This is a genomic window from Novosphingobium aureum (assembly GCF_015865035.1).
In the GTDB taxonomy this organism is placed as follows: domain Bacteria; phylum Pseudomonadota; class Alphaproteobacteria; order Sphingomonadales; family Sphingomonadaceae; genus Novosphingobium; species Novosphingobium aureum.
Window position 1 is genome coordinate 22,731 of the sequence record NZ_JADZGI010000004.1, and the last position, 16,859, is coordinate 39,589.

The 16,859-nt window shown below is 67.6% G+C and carries 13 protein-coding genes; 10 read left to right on the forward strand and 3 right to left on the reverse strand.

From position 1 onward, the window contains the following. Positions 1-36 precede the first annotated feature (36 nt). Positions 37-1,077 carry a diacylglycerol/lipid kinase family protein gene (locus I5E68_RS17115; RefSeq protein ID WP_197166351.1) on the reverse strand — a complete coding sequence of 347 codons (1,041 nt, stop codon included), beginning with the start codon at positions 1,075-1,077 and terminating at the stop codon, positions 37-39. Between the two features lie 276 nt (positions 1,078-1,353). On the opposite strand from I5E68_RS17115, the gene I5E68_RS17120 reads away from it, so the two are divergent. The 3 genes from I5E68_RS17120 to I5E68_RS17130 are packed head-to-tail and all read left to right on the forward strand — an operon-like array spanning position 1,354 to position 4,069. Then, a complete protein-coding gene (locus tag I5E68_RS17120) occupies positions 1,354-2,496 on the forward strand; it encodes a CDP-alcohol phosphatidyltransferase family protein (protein WP_197166353.1) in 1,143 nt (380 codons plus the stop codon). 2 nt (positions 2,497-2,498) lie between these two features. Then, positions 2,499-2,927: an HIT family protein gene (locus I5E68_RS17125; protein WP_197166356.1), complete on the forward strand. Its 429-nt coding sequence runs from the start codon at positions 2,499-2,501 to the stop codon at positions 2,925-2,927. Between the two features lie 17 nt (positions 2,928-2,944). Next, the gene (locus I5E68_RS17130; RefSeq protein ID WP_197166358.1) at positions 2,945-4,069 is read left to right on the forward strand and encodes a CDP-glycerol glycerophosphotransferase family protein; all 1,125 of its coding nucleotides are present in this window, start codon (positions 2,945-2,947) and stop codon (positions 4,067-4,069) included. A gap of 54 nt (positions 4,070-4,123) precedes the next feature. Here I5E68_RS17130 and I5E68_RS17135 read toward each other — a convergent pair whose 3' ends face one another. Further along, entirely contained in the window at positions 4,124-4,873 is a 750-nt protein-coding gene (locus tag I5E68_RS17135; RefSeq protein WP_197166360.1) for a phosphocholine cytidylyltransferase family protein, read from the reverse strand. A gap of 151 nt (positions 4,874-5,024) precedes the next feature. Between I5E68_RS17135 and I5E68_RS17140 the strand changes: the two genes are divergently transcribed. From I5E68_RS17140 to I5E68_RS17150, 3 genes are all read left to right on the forward strand, one after another. Next, complete coding sequence (locus I5E68_RS17140; RefSeq protein WP_197166365.1) at positions 5,025-6,380, forward strand: lipopolysaccharide biosynthesis protein; 1,356 nt, start codon at positions 5,025-5,027, stop codon at positions 6,378-6,380. A 50-nt stretch (positions 6,381-6,430) separates the two neighbouring features. Then, positions 6,431-7,663: a M20 metallopeptidase family protein gene (locus I5E68_RS17145; protein WP_197166366.1), complete on the forward strand. Its 1,233-nt coding sequence runs from the start codon at positions 6,431-6,433 to the stop codon at positions 7,661-7,663. 72 nt (positions 7,664-7,735) lie between these two features. Then, positions 7,736-11,404 (forward strand): hydantoinase B/oxoprolinase family protein, encoded by a 3,669-nt coding sequence (locus I5E68_RS17150; protein ID WP_197166367.1) that lies wholly within the window; start codon positions 7,736-7,738, stop codon positions 11,402-11,404. A 15-nt stretch (positions 11,405-11,419) separates the two neighbouring features. Here I5E68_RS17150 and I5E68_RS17155 read toward each other — a convergent pair whose 3' ends face one another. Beyond that, positions 11,420-12,301 carry a LysR family transcriptional regulator gene (locus tag I5E68_RS17155; protein WP_197166368.1) on the reverse strand — a complete coding sequence of 294 codons (882 nt, stop codon included), beginning with the start codon at positions 12,299-12,301 and terminating at the stop codon, positions 11,420-11,422. Positions 12,302-12,404: 103 nt separating this feature from the next. On the opposite strand from I5E68_RS17155, the gene I5E68_RS17160 reads away from it, so the two are divergent. From I5E68_RS17160 to I5E68_RS17175, 4 genes are read left to right on the forward strand one after another with little or no spacing between them, the layout of a single operon-like run. Continuing rightward, complete coding sequence (locus tag I5E68_RS17160) at positions 12,405-14,006, forward strand: carboxyl transferase domain-containing protein (RefSeq protein WP_197166370.1); 1,602 nt, start codon at positions 12,405-12,407, stop codon at positions 14,004-14,006. A 5-nt stretch (positions 14,007-14,011) separates the two neighbouring features. Continuing rightward, the gene (locus tag I5E68_RS17165) at positions 14,012-14,335 is read left to right on the forward strand and encodes a DUF3088 family protein (protein WP_197166372.1); all 324 of its coding nucleotides are present in this window, start codon (positions 14,012-14,014) and stop codon (positions 14,333-14,335) included. After that, positions 14,332-16,191 (forward strand): acetyl/propionyl/methylcrotonyl-CoA carboxylase subunit alpha, encoded by a 1,860-nt coding sequence (locus I5E68_RS17170; protein ID WP_197166374.1) that lies wholly within the window; start codon positions 14,332-14,334, stop codon positions 16,189-16,191. The genes I5E68_RS17165 and I5E68_RS17170 overlap by 4 nt, the downstream gene beginning before the upstream one ends. Continuing rightward, entirely contained in the window at positions 16,191-16,646 is a 456-nt protein-coding gene (locus I5E68_RS17175) for a MaoC family dehydratase (protein WP_197166376.1), read from the forward strand. Before I5E68_RS17170 ends, I5E68_RS17175 begins: the two co-directional genes overlap by 1 nt. The last annotated feature ends 213 nt before the right edge of the window (positions 16,647-16,859 follow it).

A 16,859-nucleotide genomic window follows, 5' to 3' on the forward strand; every position in this document is an offset into this window, starting at 1 on the left:
CGCTAGGGACTTGCGGCAATCGGCAAAGCGGCTGGATCAGGGAATGACGAAGTCGAGCTGCGGACCTTCGTCGAGGATGTACTTGCCCGCAGGGAAAGCCTCGCCGTCGAGGATGAAGGCGCCCTCGAGGTCCATCTCGATGTCGGTGACCGAGAAGCGATGGAAACCGGCACGCGCGAGCAGGCGACCGCCAAGGCCGAACATGATCGCGGGGATCAGCGCGACGAGGAAGCGGCGCGGCCAGTCGAGCACGAGCAGCTTGAGGCCGGGTGCGGCATTGCGACCGAACGGACGCGCGCCGAGCGGGAAGCGCTCGAAAGTGGTGGCGATGGCGAGATAGCGCTCGTCTTCCTTGCCCGGGCCGGTGCGGCGCAGGGCGCGGCCGGTCACGCGGTCGATCAGGCGGGTGCGCGAGGAAGCGCGCCACACGTTGCCTTCGCGGCCGAACAGCGACTGGAGCACTGCGGTCATGATCGAGAGGCCGACGGCGAAGCTGTTGAAGGCGCCGAAGCGGTGCGCTTCCTGACCAGCCTCGGTGCAAAGGGTGAACATGCCCGTGCCCAGGATGAAGCCCTGGACCGAACCGCCCTTGTCGGCGTCGGTGATGCGCAAGGGGCGGCGCGTACGCTGGTTGCCGCGGTGTGCAGCCGCCAGTGCTTCGGTCAGGGTCCATTCGCCCGGCAGGCCGAGATCGACCGCGAGCGCGTTGGTCTTGCCCTTGGGCAGCACGATCAGCCTGGGCCATTCGTCGCCGAAAACGTCAGTGCCGCAAGTCAGTACGTCGCGCACGGTACCATCGCCACCGTCGATCACGAGGTAGTCGATGCCGCGACGGGCAAAGCCGCTGAGCGTGGCGTGGAGAGCCGGGCGATCAGCCGGCGTTTCGGTCAGGATGTTCGAGCAGTCGGCCATTTCGGCGGCGACGCCCTTGTTGCGATGGCTGCGCGGATTACGGATGATGCCGACGAGCGGCACGGCGCGTCCGGCGCGCGCACGGGCAGACGCGCCGCGCGAAGGGCGCTGCGCGGAACTGCCGAAATGCGGCATCGACTTGAATTCGTAAATTGATCCGTTCACGCGCGCTATATAGGGTCTTGCGCGGAAAAAATCATCCCGAAATAGCGTCTGACATATTTGTGTGACATTTAAATGGCTGTTTCACGCCGGACTGTGGCCGGTCAGGCACGGTCGGAATGTGCGCGCGTGTCATCCGCTGCGGCGCGGTTGCGAGACGGTCCGTTAGCTTCCGGTGTGCTTGCGTCGTGAATCGGGGCCATTGCCCAAGTTCCCGGGCGGCAAGGTACTTCCATCGAGTTGATTGCAAGCCGGGGGGAGTCAAAGTAGGGGCCCTTCATGGCTAAAGCAGACAGCGAGACACGCCTTGCCGTGGTCGTAGGGCGCAACGAGGTTGCACTCTGGGGACTATCCGTGGAGGAACGCGTCGGGCGTATCGCCCGCGCTTCGGGCCTCGAGCTGAGCAATGGACTGCCCGATTCGGCGGCGATCCTGGCCCATGCGGACTATGCCTGGGACCCCTCGTGGTTCCGCCACGTCCTCGCGCATCCCGGGCTGGTGCTGACGCTGGGCGGGGTGCCGGCGCTGGCGCATGCGCGTTCGCAAGAGGAGGCTGCCGCGCTGGCCGCGGCCATGCGCGAAGGCGCTACCGGCCTTGGTTCGACGGCGGGGCTCGAGGTCATCGCCTTCGAGGATGGCCCCACGATCGAGAACAAGCAGCTGCGCAAGCGCGAGACGCCCTTCCTCATGCCGCTGCGCACCGAGAACGTGCGCGCCATCGAGCGGGCGAGCTATTTCGGCGCCTACAAGGGCGTGACCGATGTCCTGACCAAGTACCTGTGGCCCGAATGGGCTCTGGTGCTCACCCGCATCTGTGCGCGCTGGCATGTGACGCCGAACATGGTGACTTTCGTGGGCGCGGTGTTCTGCGTGGTCGCTACGGTGCTGTTTGCCTATGGCCACTACTGGGCGGGCATGGCGACCGGGCTCGTGTTCATGGTGCTCGACACCGTCGACGGCAAGCTCGCGCGCTGCACGATAACCTCGTCCGCCTGGGGCAACGTCTTCGACCATGGCATGGATCTTGTGCATCCCCCGTTCTGGTGGTGGTTCTGGGCGACCGGCCTCGCCAGCTGGGGGCTGGCCTACGATACCACGACCTTCTGGTGGATACAGGGCGTGATCCAGCTGGGTTACTGGGTCCAGCGTGCGATCGAGGGGGCCTTCATCACCATCGCGGGCGGGCTGCACATTCACGTGTGGAAGCGCTTCGACAGCTGGTTCCGGCTCATCACCGCGCGGCGCAATCCCAACATGGTGATCCTGTTCGTCGCGATGATCTTCGCCCGGCCCGATATCGGTCTCGCGCTCGTCGCGGTGTGGACCGGGCTGAGCTGTGCGGTCCATGCCGTCCGTCTCGTCCAGGCCCTTGTCTACAAGGCGCGTGGCGGGCAGATAGGTTCGTGGCTCGCGGAAGGTTGATAATGCACGCAACGCTCGAGAAATTCGGATATCCTGCAACCGAGGTCAGGTCCTACGAGCACTGGGTAGTGCTGGTTCGCCCGGCGCAGCCTACGCTGGGCAGCCTGGTGCTGGTGGCGAAGAGCGCGGTGACGGCCTTCGGTGAACTGCCCGAAGGCGCCCATGCCGAACTGGCGCAGGCAACCCGCGATATCGAGGCGGCGCTCGGCGAATTCAGCGCCTACGCCAAGCTCAACTACCTCATGCTCATGATGGTGGACCCGCAGGTCCACTTCCACGTCATCCCGCGTTACGAGGGTGAGCGTTCGTGGCAGGGAACGAAGTTCGCCGATGCCGGCTGGCCCGGACCGCCGGCGCTGGGCGAGGCGCACAAGCTCGCCGCGAACGAGCAGGCCGACATGGTCGCTGCCCTGCGCGCCCTCTGGGCCTGAGCCACAGACAACTCCCTGTGCACCGGATAGCCTTTTCGCTGATCGGCGGCGCGCACCAGTTCCTCCATGGTGTCGCCGTCCTTGCCGAACTTTCGAGGAGGGCCGAGGTCGAGGCGCGTGCCTATGTCGTGAGCGGCGACGATGCGGTCTCGCTGCGCGAGATGCTGGACCGACTCGGGGCAGGCCCGGTCGAGATCGTCGTGATGGCGTTGCCTCGCCCGCTCGAGACACTGGCCCGCAAGATGGGCTTCGCTGCGGCAATGAAGGTGCCGCGCCTGATCCACTGGGCTACCCATATCCGCCGCAGCGACGCGATCGTGTCGCTCGAACGCACCTCGACGTTGCTCAAGCGCCTGCCGGGGCATTGCCCTCCCATGGTTCACATCCCGCACGGCGCCGGTGACCGTGCCAAGGGCTACGAGCCGCGTTTCCGGTTTTTCGATCTGGTACTGGTGGCTGGCGAAAAGGACCGTACCCGGCTTCTCGATACAGGCCTGCTGAAACCCGATCGCGTGGCCAAGATCGGCTACAGCAAGCTCGCTGCACTGCGGGCGCTCGGGTTCGAGTCCACCTGCGACGGATTTTCGCAGAGCCGGCCGACGGTCCTGTACATTCCGCATTTCGATCGCAGCCTGTCCTCATGGGACGGCATGGGCAGGGCGATCATCGACCGCATCGCGCGCGATGGCCGCTTCAACCTCATCGTCGCCCCGCACATGCGCCTCTTCGAGCATGCCGTTCAGGAAGGGCGCGCGCTGTGCGAGGAGTTCGCGGGTTCGGACAACGTCCATATCGATCCCGGCTCGCAGGCGAGCCTCGACATGACCTACACGATGCAGGCTGATCTTCTGGTAAGCGACATCAGCAGCCAGATCTACGAATTCTGCATCAGGCCGCGCCCCTGCATTTTCGTCAACGCGCACGGTGTGCGCTGGGAGGATGATCCCTCCTACGCGATGTGGCGGCTGGGCGACGTGATCGAGGACATCGAGCAGCTGATACCCGCCATCGAGAACGCGTTCGCCCACCCGGATGCCTATGCCAACCGGCAGCGCGAGGCGGTTCACTGGTCGCTGGGCGATCTCGAGCAATCAACCGACGTCATCGCATCCGACCGCATTCTGGAGCTTCTGGCTCGCTGACAAGCGCCCGGCAAAGCGCGCCAGGCCCGGTCGGGTCGGCGCGCTCGAACAGGCCTACGCTTCAGCCCACTTGTCGGTGAGCTCGGTCGCGATCTCGATGTCGTTGAGGAAGTCGACTTCGGCCCAGTCCATGCCCTCGATCGAGAGCGTGCCGACCTTGCCGGTGGGCGCGATCGAATCGATGACCTTGAGGTACCAGTGCTGCACGCCCTCGGGGGTGCGCATGGCCTTGCGCACGGTCTCGCGGAAGAGATCGGCGCCCTCGCCGCGAAACGCGAGGAAGCCGATCGATTCGGCGTTCGACTGCTCGGCACTCAGCGTCTTGCCGATGTGGACTAGGCGTCCATCGGCGCTGCGTTCGACCTTCATGTCGTCGCTGTCGTAGCCCTCGGCCTTGACGTCGACGGTGACGGCGATGGGCCAGGGATTGGGCTCTGCCAGCACTGCGCGGGCAATGTCTTCAGAGACCAGCGTGTCGCCGTTGAGGATCACGAAGTCGCCGCGCATCGCATCGCGCGCGATCCAGCACGAGCCGAGGTTGTCCGCGACCTTGAAGAAGGGGTTGAAGCGTACCGTGACTTCGACGCGCGGATCGTCGATGGCGGCGAGGTGCGCCTCGAGCATGTCGGTCATGAAGCCGGTGACCACGTCGATGCGCTTGATCCCCGCGCGCGCCAGCATCTCGACCTGCCAGGCGATCAAAGAGCGACCCGAAAAGTCGATCAGGCACTTGGGGCGCTCTGCGGTGAGGGGGAGAAGGCGCGAGCCCTGGCCGGCGCTCAGGAGGATGGCATGTTCGATCATCGTGGGGTCACATTGTGCTGCTGGGGAGGTGCATGCCTCTAGCGCGGGCTGCTGCGAAGGGAAAGGCGCGCGCGCCGTTTGACGGCGATTTGCGGCGAGAGGCGGCAGGCACTGCTTGCAAGTCCGTCTCCGCTCGTCCAAATGCGGCGCAATGTCGGCCAAATTAAACCGCCCGAAGACCGAGTCTTCTCTGGGGCGGATCCTTCGCAACACCGCCTGGTTGCTCGGCGGCAAGGGCTTCGGTGCTGTCTGCAGCATCGCGTACCTTGCGATCCTGACGCGCACCCTCGGCTTGAAGGACTTCGGCCACTTCTCGCTCATCTTCGGTACGGCCCAGGCGATCATCGCGCTGACCGGCTTCCAGACCTGGCGCGTGGTCGTACGCTACGGCAGCACGCACGTGCACGAAAAGGAGTGGGGACGCTTCGGTCGCCTCGCCATGCTGTGCGGCGGGCTCGATGCCATCGGTGCGGTGCTGGGTACAGTGGTCGCGGCGGTCGCTATCTTCGGCTTCGGGCACATGCTCGAGCTCAACCAAGCCTACGTCAACGTCGCCTTCTGGTTCTGCTGTGCATCGCTGTGGGCGCTCGTCTCCGCGCCGACCGGCGTCGTGCGCGCCCTCAACCGCTTCGATGCGGCGGTCTACGTCGAGGCGGTGGTGCCCACCGGGCGTCTGCTCGCCGCGCTCCTGATCTGGTTCACTGGTCCGAGCGTTGCGCGTTTCCTCTTCGCCTGGGCGCTGATCGACCTGATCGAGGCCGCGCTTTACTGGATCGTCGCGCGGCGGTTGTGTCCAGAAGCGCTGCGCCTTTCCAACTTCGGCAAGATGCGCGCCGCGCTCAAGGAGAACGAGGGGATCACGCACTTCTTCCTCGTCTCCTATTTCGGTTCCTCGATCGACGCATTGATGAAGAATGGCCCGCTGCTCATCGTCGGCGGCTGGGTCAGCACGCGTGCGGCCGGTCTCTATCGTCTTGCCTCGCAGCTCTCGCAGGCGATGAGCAAGCTCTCGACCCTGCTCACCCGTTCGGTCTATGCCGAGGTCGCGCACGTAACCGCCTCTTCCGAAGCTGCCGAACTGCGCAAGCTGGTCGCGCAGACCAGCAAGATCGCGGGCGGGGCGGCGCTGCTGGTGGTGATCCTCGCCGTCGTCGCAGGCAAATACCTGCTGCAGCTGATCGGCGGCGACGACTTCGAGCAGGGGGCTTCGATCCTCGTGCCGCTCGCCATCGGCGCCAGCTTCGATCTCGCCAGCGTCTCGTTCGAGCCGGTGCTGCACTCGACCGGGCGTGCCAACCTCTCGCTCTTCGCACGTGTCGTCGCACTGGTGGCGATGGGCATCGCGCTGGTGTTCCTGATCGGTCACGGCTCGACCGGCGTTGCCTGGGCGGTCGCGATCGGCGGAGCCTGCTCGTACCTGTTCATGGGCGCACTCGCGATGCGCACGCTGCATCGCATCGAGCGTGAGGAGCAGGCCGCGAAAGGCCCCGCCCGGGATCTCGCCTGAGGCAGCGCAGGGACGCTCGACACTGCCGGGGTGATGGCTATCATGCGCCCATGACAGTTTCCCTTACGACCCGCTGCCCGTCCGATGTCGCCGAGCGCATCGTCGCCCTTCGCCGCGCGATCCACGCCGAACCCGAACTGGGCCTGCACACGCCGATGACGCGCGACAAGATCCGCGCCGCGCTCGCCGACCTGCCGCTCGAATGGGCCGAAGGGCCCTCGACAACCGGCCTTGTCGCGACGCTGAAGGGCACCGGCGTGCCTTCTGGCGACGGCCGCGCTCCTTGCGTGCTGCTGCGCGGAGACATGGATGCGCTGCCCATGCCCGAGGAGACCGGGCTCGACTTCGCCTCGACAATTCCCGGCGTGATGCATGCCTGCGGCCACGATGCGCACGTGGCGATGCTTGCCGGTGCCGCGCGTATCCTTTGCGGCATGGCCGATAGTCTCGCGGGCGAAGTGCGTTTCATGTTCCAGCCGGGCGAGGAGGGCTGGCACGGCGCGCGCTTCATGCTCGACGATGGCCTGCTTGGCGGCGAGGGGACGGGCCGCCCCTTGCCCGACGTCGCCTATGCGCTCCACGTCATGCCCAATGCCCGCCACGGCGTGATCGCGGGCCGCGCGGGTGCGATCATGGCCTCGGCCGACGAGCTGCGCATCACCGTCACCGGACGCGGTGGCCATGCCTCGATGCCGCACGACACGCTCGATCCCATGCCCATCGCGGCCGAGATCGTCACCGCCATCCAGACCATGGTCGCGCGCCGCTTCCCGGTCTTCGACCCGGTCGTCGTGACGATCGCCAAGCTCGAGGCGGGCAGCACGCACAACGTGATCCCAGACCATGTGCGCATGCGCGGCACGATGCGCTCGCTCTCTGCCGGCAATCGCCTGCGGCTGCGCGAGGAAGTGACCGCGCTTGCCGCCGGGATCGCCGGCGCGCATGGGCTTGCCGCCGAGGTCGAGATCATCGAGGGCTTTCCGGTCACCTTGTGCGACGAAGGTGCGGTCGATTTCGGCGAGGGCTTGGCGCAAGGCCTGTTCGGCGATGAGAGCTTCGAGCGTCTCGCAAACCCGATCATGGGAGCGGAAGACTTCGCATATGTGCTGGAGAAGGTGCCCGGCGCGATGTTCTTCCTCGGCGTTGCGGGCGAGGGCGAGGACTGGGCACATTGCTGTGGCATCCACTCGACCCGCATGATGATCGACGAAAGCGTCATGCCGCGCGGCGCGGCATTCCTCGCCGGGCTGGCCGAAAGCTATATCGCGTCGCAGCAGGGCTGATCGCGAGCATGCGGAAGGGCTTGTCGCGGCGCGGGGTTTGCACCGCCCGGTGACAACCCCCATGTAGGCCGCATGGCAGATCATGATACCGCCGAGGGGCATTCGCACAGCATCGCACAGCACTGGCAATTCTGGGTCGATCGCGGCGGCACGTTTACCGACGTCGTCGCACGCGCACCTGACGGGCGGTTCGAGCGGCTAAAGCTGCTCAGCGAGGATCCCGGGCGCTACGAGGATGCTGCGGTCGAGGCGATGCAGCGCCTCACCGGCGTCAGTGACGAGGCTCTGCCACGCTGCGAACTGCGCCTTGGCACCACGGTCGCGACCAACGCGCTGCTCGAGGGCAAGGGCGAGCCGGTCCTGCTGGCGATCACCCGCGGTTTCGGCGATGCACTGCGCATCGGGACGCAGGAGCGCCCCGACATCTTCGCGCGCCACATCGTCCTGCCTGAACCGCTGGCAAGGCGCGTGCTCGAGATCGACGAGCGCGTCGGCGCCGACGGAACCATCCACACCCCGCTCGACGAGGCCGCTGCACGACAAGGCCTGCAGCAGGCCTTCGACGAGGGCCTTCGTGCCGTGGCGATCGTGCTCATGCATGGCTATCGCCACCAGGCGCACGAGAAGGCGCTGGCCGGCATCGCGCGCGAGATCGGCTTCGCGCAGGTCTCGGTCAGCCACGAGGTAGCCCCGCTGATCAAGCTCATCGCGCGCGGCGATACCAGCGTGGTCGATGCCAATCTCTCGCCCGTGCTCGACCGCTACATCGCCGGGCTCGAGGCAGGCCTCGGGCCCAATGTCGATGCGCTCTACATGCAGTCGAGCGGCGGGCTCACCACGGGTGAAATGCTGCGCGGCAAGGACGCGATCCTCTCAGGCCCCGCAGGCGGCATCGTCGGCATGGCGGCGGTGGCGAAGGAAGCAGGCTTCGAGCAGGTCGTGGGCTTCGACATGGGCGGCACCTCGACCGACGTCTCGCACTATGCCGGCGCTTACGAGCGCGATAGCGAGACGCGTGTCGCGGGCAATCGCGTGCGCACCCCGATGATGCGCATCGAGACGGTCGCGGCGGGCGGCGGCTCGATTTGCTCGTTCGACGGGGCGCGCTTCCTCGTCGGGCCCGAGAGTGCGGGCGCGGTACCCGGCCCCGCCTGCTACCGGCGCGGCGGACCGCTTGCCGTCACCGACTGCAACCTGATCCTCGGCAAGCTTCGCGCCGATCACTTCCCGCACGTCTTCGGGCCCGGCGGCGATGAGCCGCTCTCGCTCGATGCTGCGCAGCAAAGGATGGATGTGATCCTCGACGAGGTGCGCGCCGCGACCGGACGCGTGCTCAGCCGCGAGGAAGCCGCCGAGGGCTTTCTCGAGATCGCCGTCGCCAACATGGCCAATGCCATCAAGACCGTATCGCTGCGTCGTGGGCACGACGTCACCCGCGCCGCGATGGTGACCTTCGGCGGGGCAGGCGGACAGCACGCCTGCAAGGTTGCCGATGCGCTGGGAGTGGAGACGGTGCTGTGCCACCCGCTCGCCTCGGTGCTCTCGGCCTATGGCATGGGCCTTGCCGACCGCCGCGTGCTGCACGAGCGTACCCTCGGCCTGCCGCTCGACGAGGGCTCGTCCAGCCAGATCGCGGACGCCGTAGCGGCGCTCGGCGACCAGGCGGCGGCCGAACTTGCCGCGCAGGGTATTGCCCCGGCCACCATTCGCCGCGAGGTCTCGCTCGCGCTCCGCCCGCAGGGCAGCGAGAACGCGATCGAGGTGCCCTTTGGCGTGCTCGATGCGATGCGCGAGACCTTCCGCGAGGGCTGGCAGCACCGCTTCGGCTTCGCACCCGGCGAGCAGCTCGTCGCCGAGACGCTGCGGGTCGAGGCCGTTGCCGCGAGCGATGCCGCCGCCGGGGCCACGCTGGCGCTGCCCGGGACCTCCGGGCCTGCCGCCGAGACCCTTCGCGTATGGACCGGGGGCGCGGCGCATGAGGTGCCACTTTACCTTCGCGCCGACCTTGCCGAAGGCTTCGAAGCCACAGGGCCGCTGCTCGTCGTCGACGACGTCTCGACCACCGTGGTCGAACCGGGCTGGCGGGTACGTGTCGACCATGTGGGCAACCTCGTGCTGAGGCGCAGCGCGGCACGCGAGGGCAGCGCGGCGCTCACCACCGAATGCGATCCGGTCCGGCTCGAGATCATGGGCGCGCTGTTCATGGCGATCGCCGAGGAAATGGGCGCGGCGCTGCAGCACTCGGCGCGCTCTGTGAACATTCGCGAGCGGCTCGATTTCTCCTGCGCCTTGTTTGACGGCGAGGGCAGTCTCGTCGCCAATGCCCCGCACATGCCGGTGCACCTGGGCTCGATGGGCGAGAGCGTACGCACCGTGATCGCGCGGCGCGGGTGGGATGCCGATGGCGCCCCGCAAGACGGTCGCGGCATGCTGCCGGGCGATGCCTATGTCCTCAACGCGCCCTATGACGGCGGCACGCACCTGCCCGACATCACCGTGGTCATGCCGGTCTTCGCGCCCGGAGAGGAAGCGGGCGAGAATGCACGTCCGGCCTGGTACGTAGCCGCCCGCGGGCACCACGCCGACGTCGGCGGGATCAGTCCCGGCTCGATGCCCCCCACCAGCCGCAGCCTCGACGAGGAAGGGGTGCTGATCGACAATGTCCTGCTCGTCGATCGCGGCGCGTTCCGCGAGGCGGCGATGCGCGAACTGCTTGCCAGCGGACCGCACCCATCGCGCGCGATCGAGCACAACATCGCCGACCTCAGCGCGCAGGTCGCGGCCTGCGTGCGCGGTGCCTCCGAGCTGCGCCGGGTGGCGAGCGAGCAGGGGCGCCCGGTGATCGACGCCTACATGGGGCACGCACAGGCCCATGCCGAGGAAGCGGTGCGCAAGCTGATCGCGCGCCTGTCCGAAGGGCGCTTCACGCTGCCGATGGACAACGGCGCGCAGATCGAGGTTGCAGTCACCATCGACGAGGCAGCGCGCTCGGCGCGGATCGATTTTGCCGGGACCAGCGCGCAGTTGCCCGACAATTTCAATGCGCCCTTGCCGGTGGTCAGCGCTGCGGTGCTCTACGTCGTGCGCACGTTGATTGACGATGCGGTGCCGATGAACGAGGGCTGCCTGCGCCCGATCGAGATCGTCGTGCCCGAAGGCTCGATGCTGCATCCCGTCGCACCCGCGGCGGTGGTCGCGGGCAATGTCGAGACCAGCCAGGCGATCACCGATGCGCTGTTCGGCGCGCTGGGCGCGATGGCTGCGGCGCAGGGCACGATGAACAACTTCACCTTCGGCGACGGCGCGCATCAGTACTACGAGACGATCGCGGGCGGATCTGGTGCGGGGCCCGACTTCGACGGCACCAGCGTGGTCCAGACCCACATGACCAATTCGCGCCTGACCGATCCCGAAGTGCTCGAGACGAATTTTCCGGTGTTGCTCGAGGAATTTTCGATCCGGCGCGGCTCGGGCGGCGCAGGTGCGCACCATGGCGGCGACGGCGCCTTGCGCCGCCTGCGGTTCCTCAGCCCCATGGAAGCGGGCATCCTCTCGCAGCGCCGCGCGACCCGTCCTTTCGGTCTTTCGGGTGGCGAGCCGGGCGAGCCGGGTGCGAACCGCGTCGAGCGCGCCGATGGCCGGATCGAGACGCTTGGCGCGACCGCGCGGGTCAGTCTCGAGCCGGGCGACGTCTTCGTGATCGAGACGCCGGGCGGTGGCGGCTACGGCAAGGAGGCGTGAGCGGGGCGGGAGCCGCTAGCGCTCGCCGCCAGCTCCATAGACCCGCCGCAGCGCCGCGATGAACGGGTCGGTGCGCAGCGCCTCAGCCTTGCTCGCATCGGCATGGAGCAGCCCGATCTCGCGGTTGAGGTCGAAGTCGCGCACCGCGACCATGGCGAGCCCCGGCCCGGCGAAGCTCTCGGGCATCATGCCGATCCCGGCGCCCGCGCGCACCACGGCGAGGACCTGCTCGTCGCTGGTGGTCTTGAGCACGAAGCGCGGGCGCACGCCGCGCTGGGTGAAGAAGCGGTTGATCTCGGGCAGCGCCTCGCAGTGGCGGCGCAGCGCCATGCGGTCGCGCGCGAGCTGCTCGGGCATGACTTCCTCGGCGCCTGCCAGCGGGTGATCGGCGGGCAGCACCATCGCGTAGCGCTCGCGCGCGAGCACTTTAGGCGCGAAGCGGGCATGGTGCCCGCGCACGAGGGTAAGGGCGACATCGAGGCGTCCTCGCTCGAGCCTTTCGGCGAGTTCGCGTTCGTTGCCGCTGACGATTTCGGGCACGTTTGCCTCCCCGCGCTCGCGCAAGTGCTCCAGCGCCCGGGCGATGATTGCGGCAGGCACCGTCGCCAGCACGCCAAGACGCAGGACTTGCGGGGCCTCGGCCTCCGCAATCTCGACCAGTGCCTGCGCATATTCCGCGGCAATCCGCCTTGCCCGCACGAGGAAGCGGCTGCCCGCGGGGGTGAGCGAGACCCCCTGGCGGTCGCGGTCGAAGAGCCGTGCGCCCAGCTCGCGTTCGAGCTTGGCGATACCGGTGGAAAGCGTAGGCTGGGTGACGCTCACCTGCCGTGCGGCACGGCTGAAGCTGCCGGTTTCCGCCACTGCGAGGAAGTAGCGCAGGAGATACTGGTCGATCATAGACGCGGTCTATGGCCAGATGCGGAAACTTTCAATTTCCGCTGACGTTGCGGGTTGGGTAGATAGACAGGACCAATCAGGTCGACGGGAAGAGGGACATGCCATGAGCGCGCCGGTGCTCCAGACCACGCACGATCCGCAAGGCCCAGCCGCAAGGGCGCGCGAGGCGCACAACCGCGCGCTGGTCCAGACGCTCCACGACAAGGTCGCGGCTGCCGCGCTGGGCGGTACCGAGAAATCGCGCGAACGCCATGTCTCACGTGGCAAGCTACTCCCGCGCGAGCGTGTCGAGCGCTTGCTCGATCCCGCCTCGCCGTTCCTCGAGATCGGCCAGCTTGCCGCAGGCGGCATGTACAACGACGAGGTGCCGGGCGCGGGCATCATCGCCGGGATCGGCGTGGTTTCCGGGCGGCGCTGCATGGTTTTCGCCAACGATGCGACGGTCAAGGGCGGCACCTACTACCCGATGACGGTCAAGAAGCACTTGCGCGCGCAGGAGATCGCGCAGGCCTGTCACCTGCCATGTATCTACCTCGTCGACAGCGGCGGAGCCAACCTGCCCAATCAGGCCGAGGTCTTTCCCGATCGCGACCATTTCGGCCGCTTCTTCTTCAACCAGGCGCAGATGAGCGCGCGCGGCATCGCGCAGGTTGCTGCGGTCATGGGCTCGTGCACCGCAGGTGGTGCCTATGTCCCGGCGATGAGCGACGAGAGCGTGATCGTGAAGGAACAGGGCACGATCTTCCTCGCCGGTCCGCCGCTGGTCCAAGCCGCGACCGGCGAGGTGATCAGCGCCGAGGAACTGGGCGGGGGCGATCTGCACGCGCGCAAGTCGGGCGTCACCGATCATCTCGCGGACGACGACGAGCACGCGCTCTCGATCCTGCGCGATATCGTCAGCAACCTTGGCCCTGCGCATCGCCATGGCCTCGATCTGCGTGAACCGCGCGCTCCGGCTTACGACCCCGAGGAACTCTACGGCATCGTGCCCGAGGACGTGCGCGCGCCTTACGAGGTGCGCGAGGTGATCGCGCGCATCGTCGATGGTTCCGAGTTCCACGAGTTCAAGGCGCTCTACGGCAGCACGCTGGTCTGCGGCTTCGCCCATATCCACGGTGTCCCGGTGGCCATTCTCGCCAACAACGGCGTGCTTTTCTCGGAGAGCGCGCAGAAGGGTGCGCATTTCATCGAGCTCGCCTGCCAGCGCGGTATTCCGCTGCTGTTCCTCCAGAACGTCTCTGGCTTCATGGTCGGGGGCAAGTACGAGGCCGAGGGCATCGCCAAGCACGGCGCCAAGCTGGTCACTGCGGTCGCGACCGCCAACGTGCCCAAGCTGACCGTGCTCATCGGCGGGTCCTTCGGTGCGGGTAACTACGGCATGTGCGGGCGCGCCTACGACCCGCGTTTCCTGTTCTCCTGGCCCAATGCGCGCATCTCGGTGATGGGCGGCGAACAGGCCGCCTCGGTGCTGGCGACCGTCCACCGCGACGCCGACAAGTGGGACGAGCGCGAGGCCGAGGCCTTCAAGGCCCCGATCCGCGAGAAGTACGAGACCGAGGGCAGCCCCTACTATGCCACCGCGCGGCTGTGGGACGATGGCGTGATCGACCCCGCACAGACCCGCGACGTACTCGGCCTCGCGCTTGCCGCCGCGCTCGAGGCACCCTTCCCCGAAGCCCCGCGTTTCGGCGTCTTCAGGATGTGATGGCCATGGTCGGACAGGACACCCGCGATACCCTCTACGTGCTCGACACCGATTGGGCGGACCCCGAATTCGGCGGCGAGCGGCGCTTCTACTGCAAGGACTGCGTCACCGTCGAAGGGCTGCTCGCGCTCTTCCCCGAGCGGGCCGGCAACATCGAGGTGGTGCGCGTCGGCTGGCCGCGCCCGCGCGGGCCGGTCGTCGAGCGCCTTGGCGCGGACAACCAGAACCTGCCTGCGCTCGCCTTTGCCGAGGGCGGCTTTGCCAACGACATCGAGGGCGTGCTCGGCGCGCTCCACACCCGTCACGGTTTCCCGGAGCGTCATCCATGATCACCTCGCTGCTCATCGCCAATCGCGGCGAGATCGCCTGCCGCGTGATCCGCACCGCGCGCAGTCTCGGCATCCGCACCGTCGCAGTCTATTCCGAGGCCGACGCCGATGCGCTGCACGTGCGCGAGGCCGACGAGGCGGTGCTGATCGGCCCTGCACCATCGGCGCAAAGCTACCTCGTGGGCGAAAAGATCCTCGCAGCGGCAAAGGAGACCGGGGCCGAGGCAATTCATCCCGGCTATGGCTTCCTTTCCGAGAACGCGGCCTTCGCGCAGGCGGTGATCGATGCCGGGCTCGTCTGGGTCGGACCCGATCCTGCCTCGATCACCGCGATGGGCCTCAAGGACGCGGCCAAGGCGCTGATGGCCGAGGCGGGCGTGCCGGTGACGCCGGGCTACATGGGCGAGGACCAGTCGGTGCTGACGCTCGCCGAGGAAGCGGCCAAGGTCGGCTATCCGGTGCTGATCAAGGCGGTCGCGGGCGGCGGCGGCAAGGGCATGCGGCTGGTCGAGGCGCAGGAGGACTTCGCCGACGCGCTAGCCTCGTGCAAGCGCGAGGCGGCGGCCTCCTTCGGCAACGACCACGTGCTGATCGAGAAGTACATCGCCAGCCCGCGCCACATCGAGGTGCAGGTCTTCGGCGACCGCCACGGCAACGTCGTCCACCTGTTCGAGCGCGACTGCTCGCTCCAGCGCCGCCACCAGAAGGTGATCGAGGAAGCGCCCGCGCCGGGCATGGACGCAGCGACGCGCGAGGCGCTCTGCGCTGCGGCGGTGCGCGCGGCAAAGGCGGTCGATTACGTCGGGGCGGGCACGATCGAGTTCATCGCCGACGGCTCGGGCGCGCTCGATGCCGAGCGCATCTGGTTCATGGAGATGAACACCCGTCTTCAGGTCGAACATCCCGTTACCGAGGAGATCACCGGGGTCGACCTCGTCGAGTGGCAGTTGCGCATCGCCAGCGGCGAACCCCTGCCGCTCGCGCAGGACCAGCTCGCGATCAACGGCTGGGCGATGGAGGCGCGCCTCTACGCCGAGGACCCCGCGCGCGGTTTCCTGCCCAGCATCGGGCGGCTCGACCTGCTCCAGTTCGGCGAGGCTCCCGAAGGCATGGGCCATGGCCGGATCGAGACCGGCGTGGTCGAGGGCGGGGCGGTCTCGCCGCATTACGATCCGATGATCGCCAAGGTCGTCGCCTGGGGCGAGGACCGCGAGGAAGCGCGGCTCACGCTGGCGGGCATGCTCGAAGAGAGCGCGGTCTGGCCGGTGCGCATCAATGCCTCGTTCCTCGTGCGCGCGCTGCACCAGGCGGATTTTGCGAACGGGGATGTCGATACCGGCCTCATCGCGCGCGAGGGCGAGGCGCTGGCACAGGCGCCGGCACCCTCTGCCGAGGTGCTCGAGGCAGCGGCGCGCGCGCTCGTCCCGGCCAGCGACGTGGCAGGTTTCCGGCTCAATGCGCCCGCCGCGCGCACCGGCTGGTTCCTGCTCGAGGGCGAGCCGGTCGAGATCGCGCTCGGCGGTCAAGGCAGCGAGGCTCCGGTCGGGTCCGTGCTGCTCGCCGAACAGGGCGCGGCCTGGCGGCTCACGCCCTGGCGGCGCGATGGTGCGCACGGCGGGGCGGATGGCTCGGGCGCGATCCTCGCGCCGATGCCGGGCAAGGTGATCGACGTCGCGGTCGAGGAAGGCGAGGAGGTCAAGCGCGGCCAGAAGCTGCTCACGCTCGAGGCGATGAAGATGGAGCACACGCTGACCGCGCCCTTCGACGGCACGGTCGCAAAGCTCAATGCCGAGGCCGGGCAACAGGTTCAGGTCGAGGCGCTGCTGGCGCGGATCGACGAAGCGGAGGCAGGCTGATGGCGGGGCGTTTCTACGACGAGTGGCAGCTGGGCGACCGGCTGGTGCACCAGCCCTCGCGCACGGTGACAGAGACCGACAACCTGATGTTCTCGGCGATGACGCACAACATGCAGCCGCTGCATCTCGATGCCGAGAGCGCGAAGGCGAGCGAGTTCGGGCAGATCCTCGTCAACTCGACCTTCACGTTCAGCCTCGCGGTAGGACTGTCGATTACCGACACCACGCTGGGCACGCTCGTTGCCAACCTCGGTTTCGACAAGGTGGTGACACCCGCGCCGACCTTCATCGGTGACACGCTGACCTGTTCGAGCGAGGTCGTCGAGATGCGCGAGAGCAAGTCGCGCCCCGGGCAGGGCATCGTCACTTTCCGGCACGAGATGACCAACCAGCGCGGCGAGACCGCGCTCTCGCTGCTGCGCACGGTCCTCCTCAAGAAGCGCGCCGCGGACTGAGGTGGCCGGGTGGGCCCAGGCTGCGTGGACAAATTCGGCAGTGACCGGAGCGACCGACTTGGGGTGATTTGAGACTTTGCCCCCACTCCGCTCATGCTGAGCTTGTCGAAGCATGCGAGCCACAACCCCATGCCTTGGGGCGTTCGACAGGCTCAGGCTGAGCGGGAGCTGGCGGGGCTGAAATGGGTTGGAAGAAACCGTTTCCTAATCCTC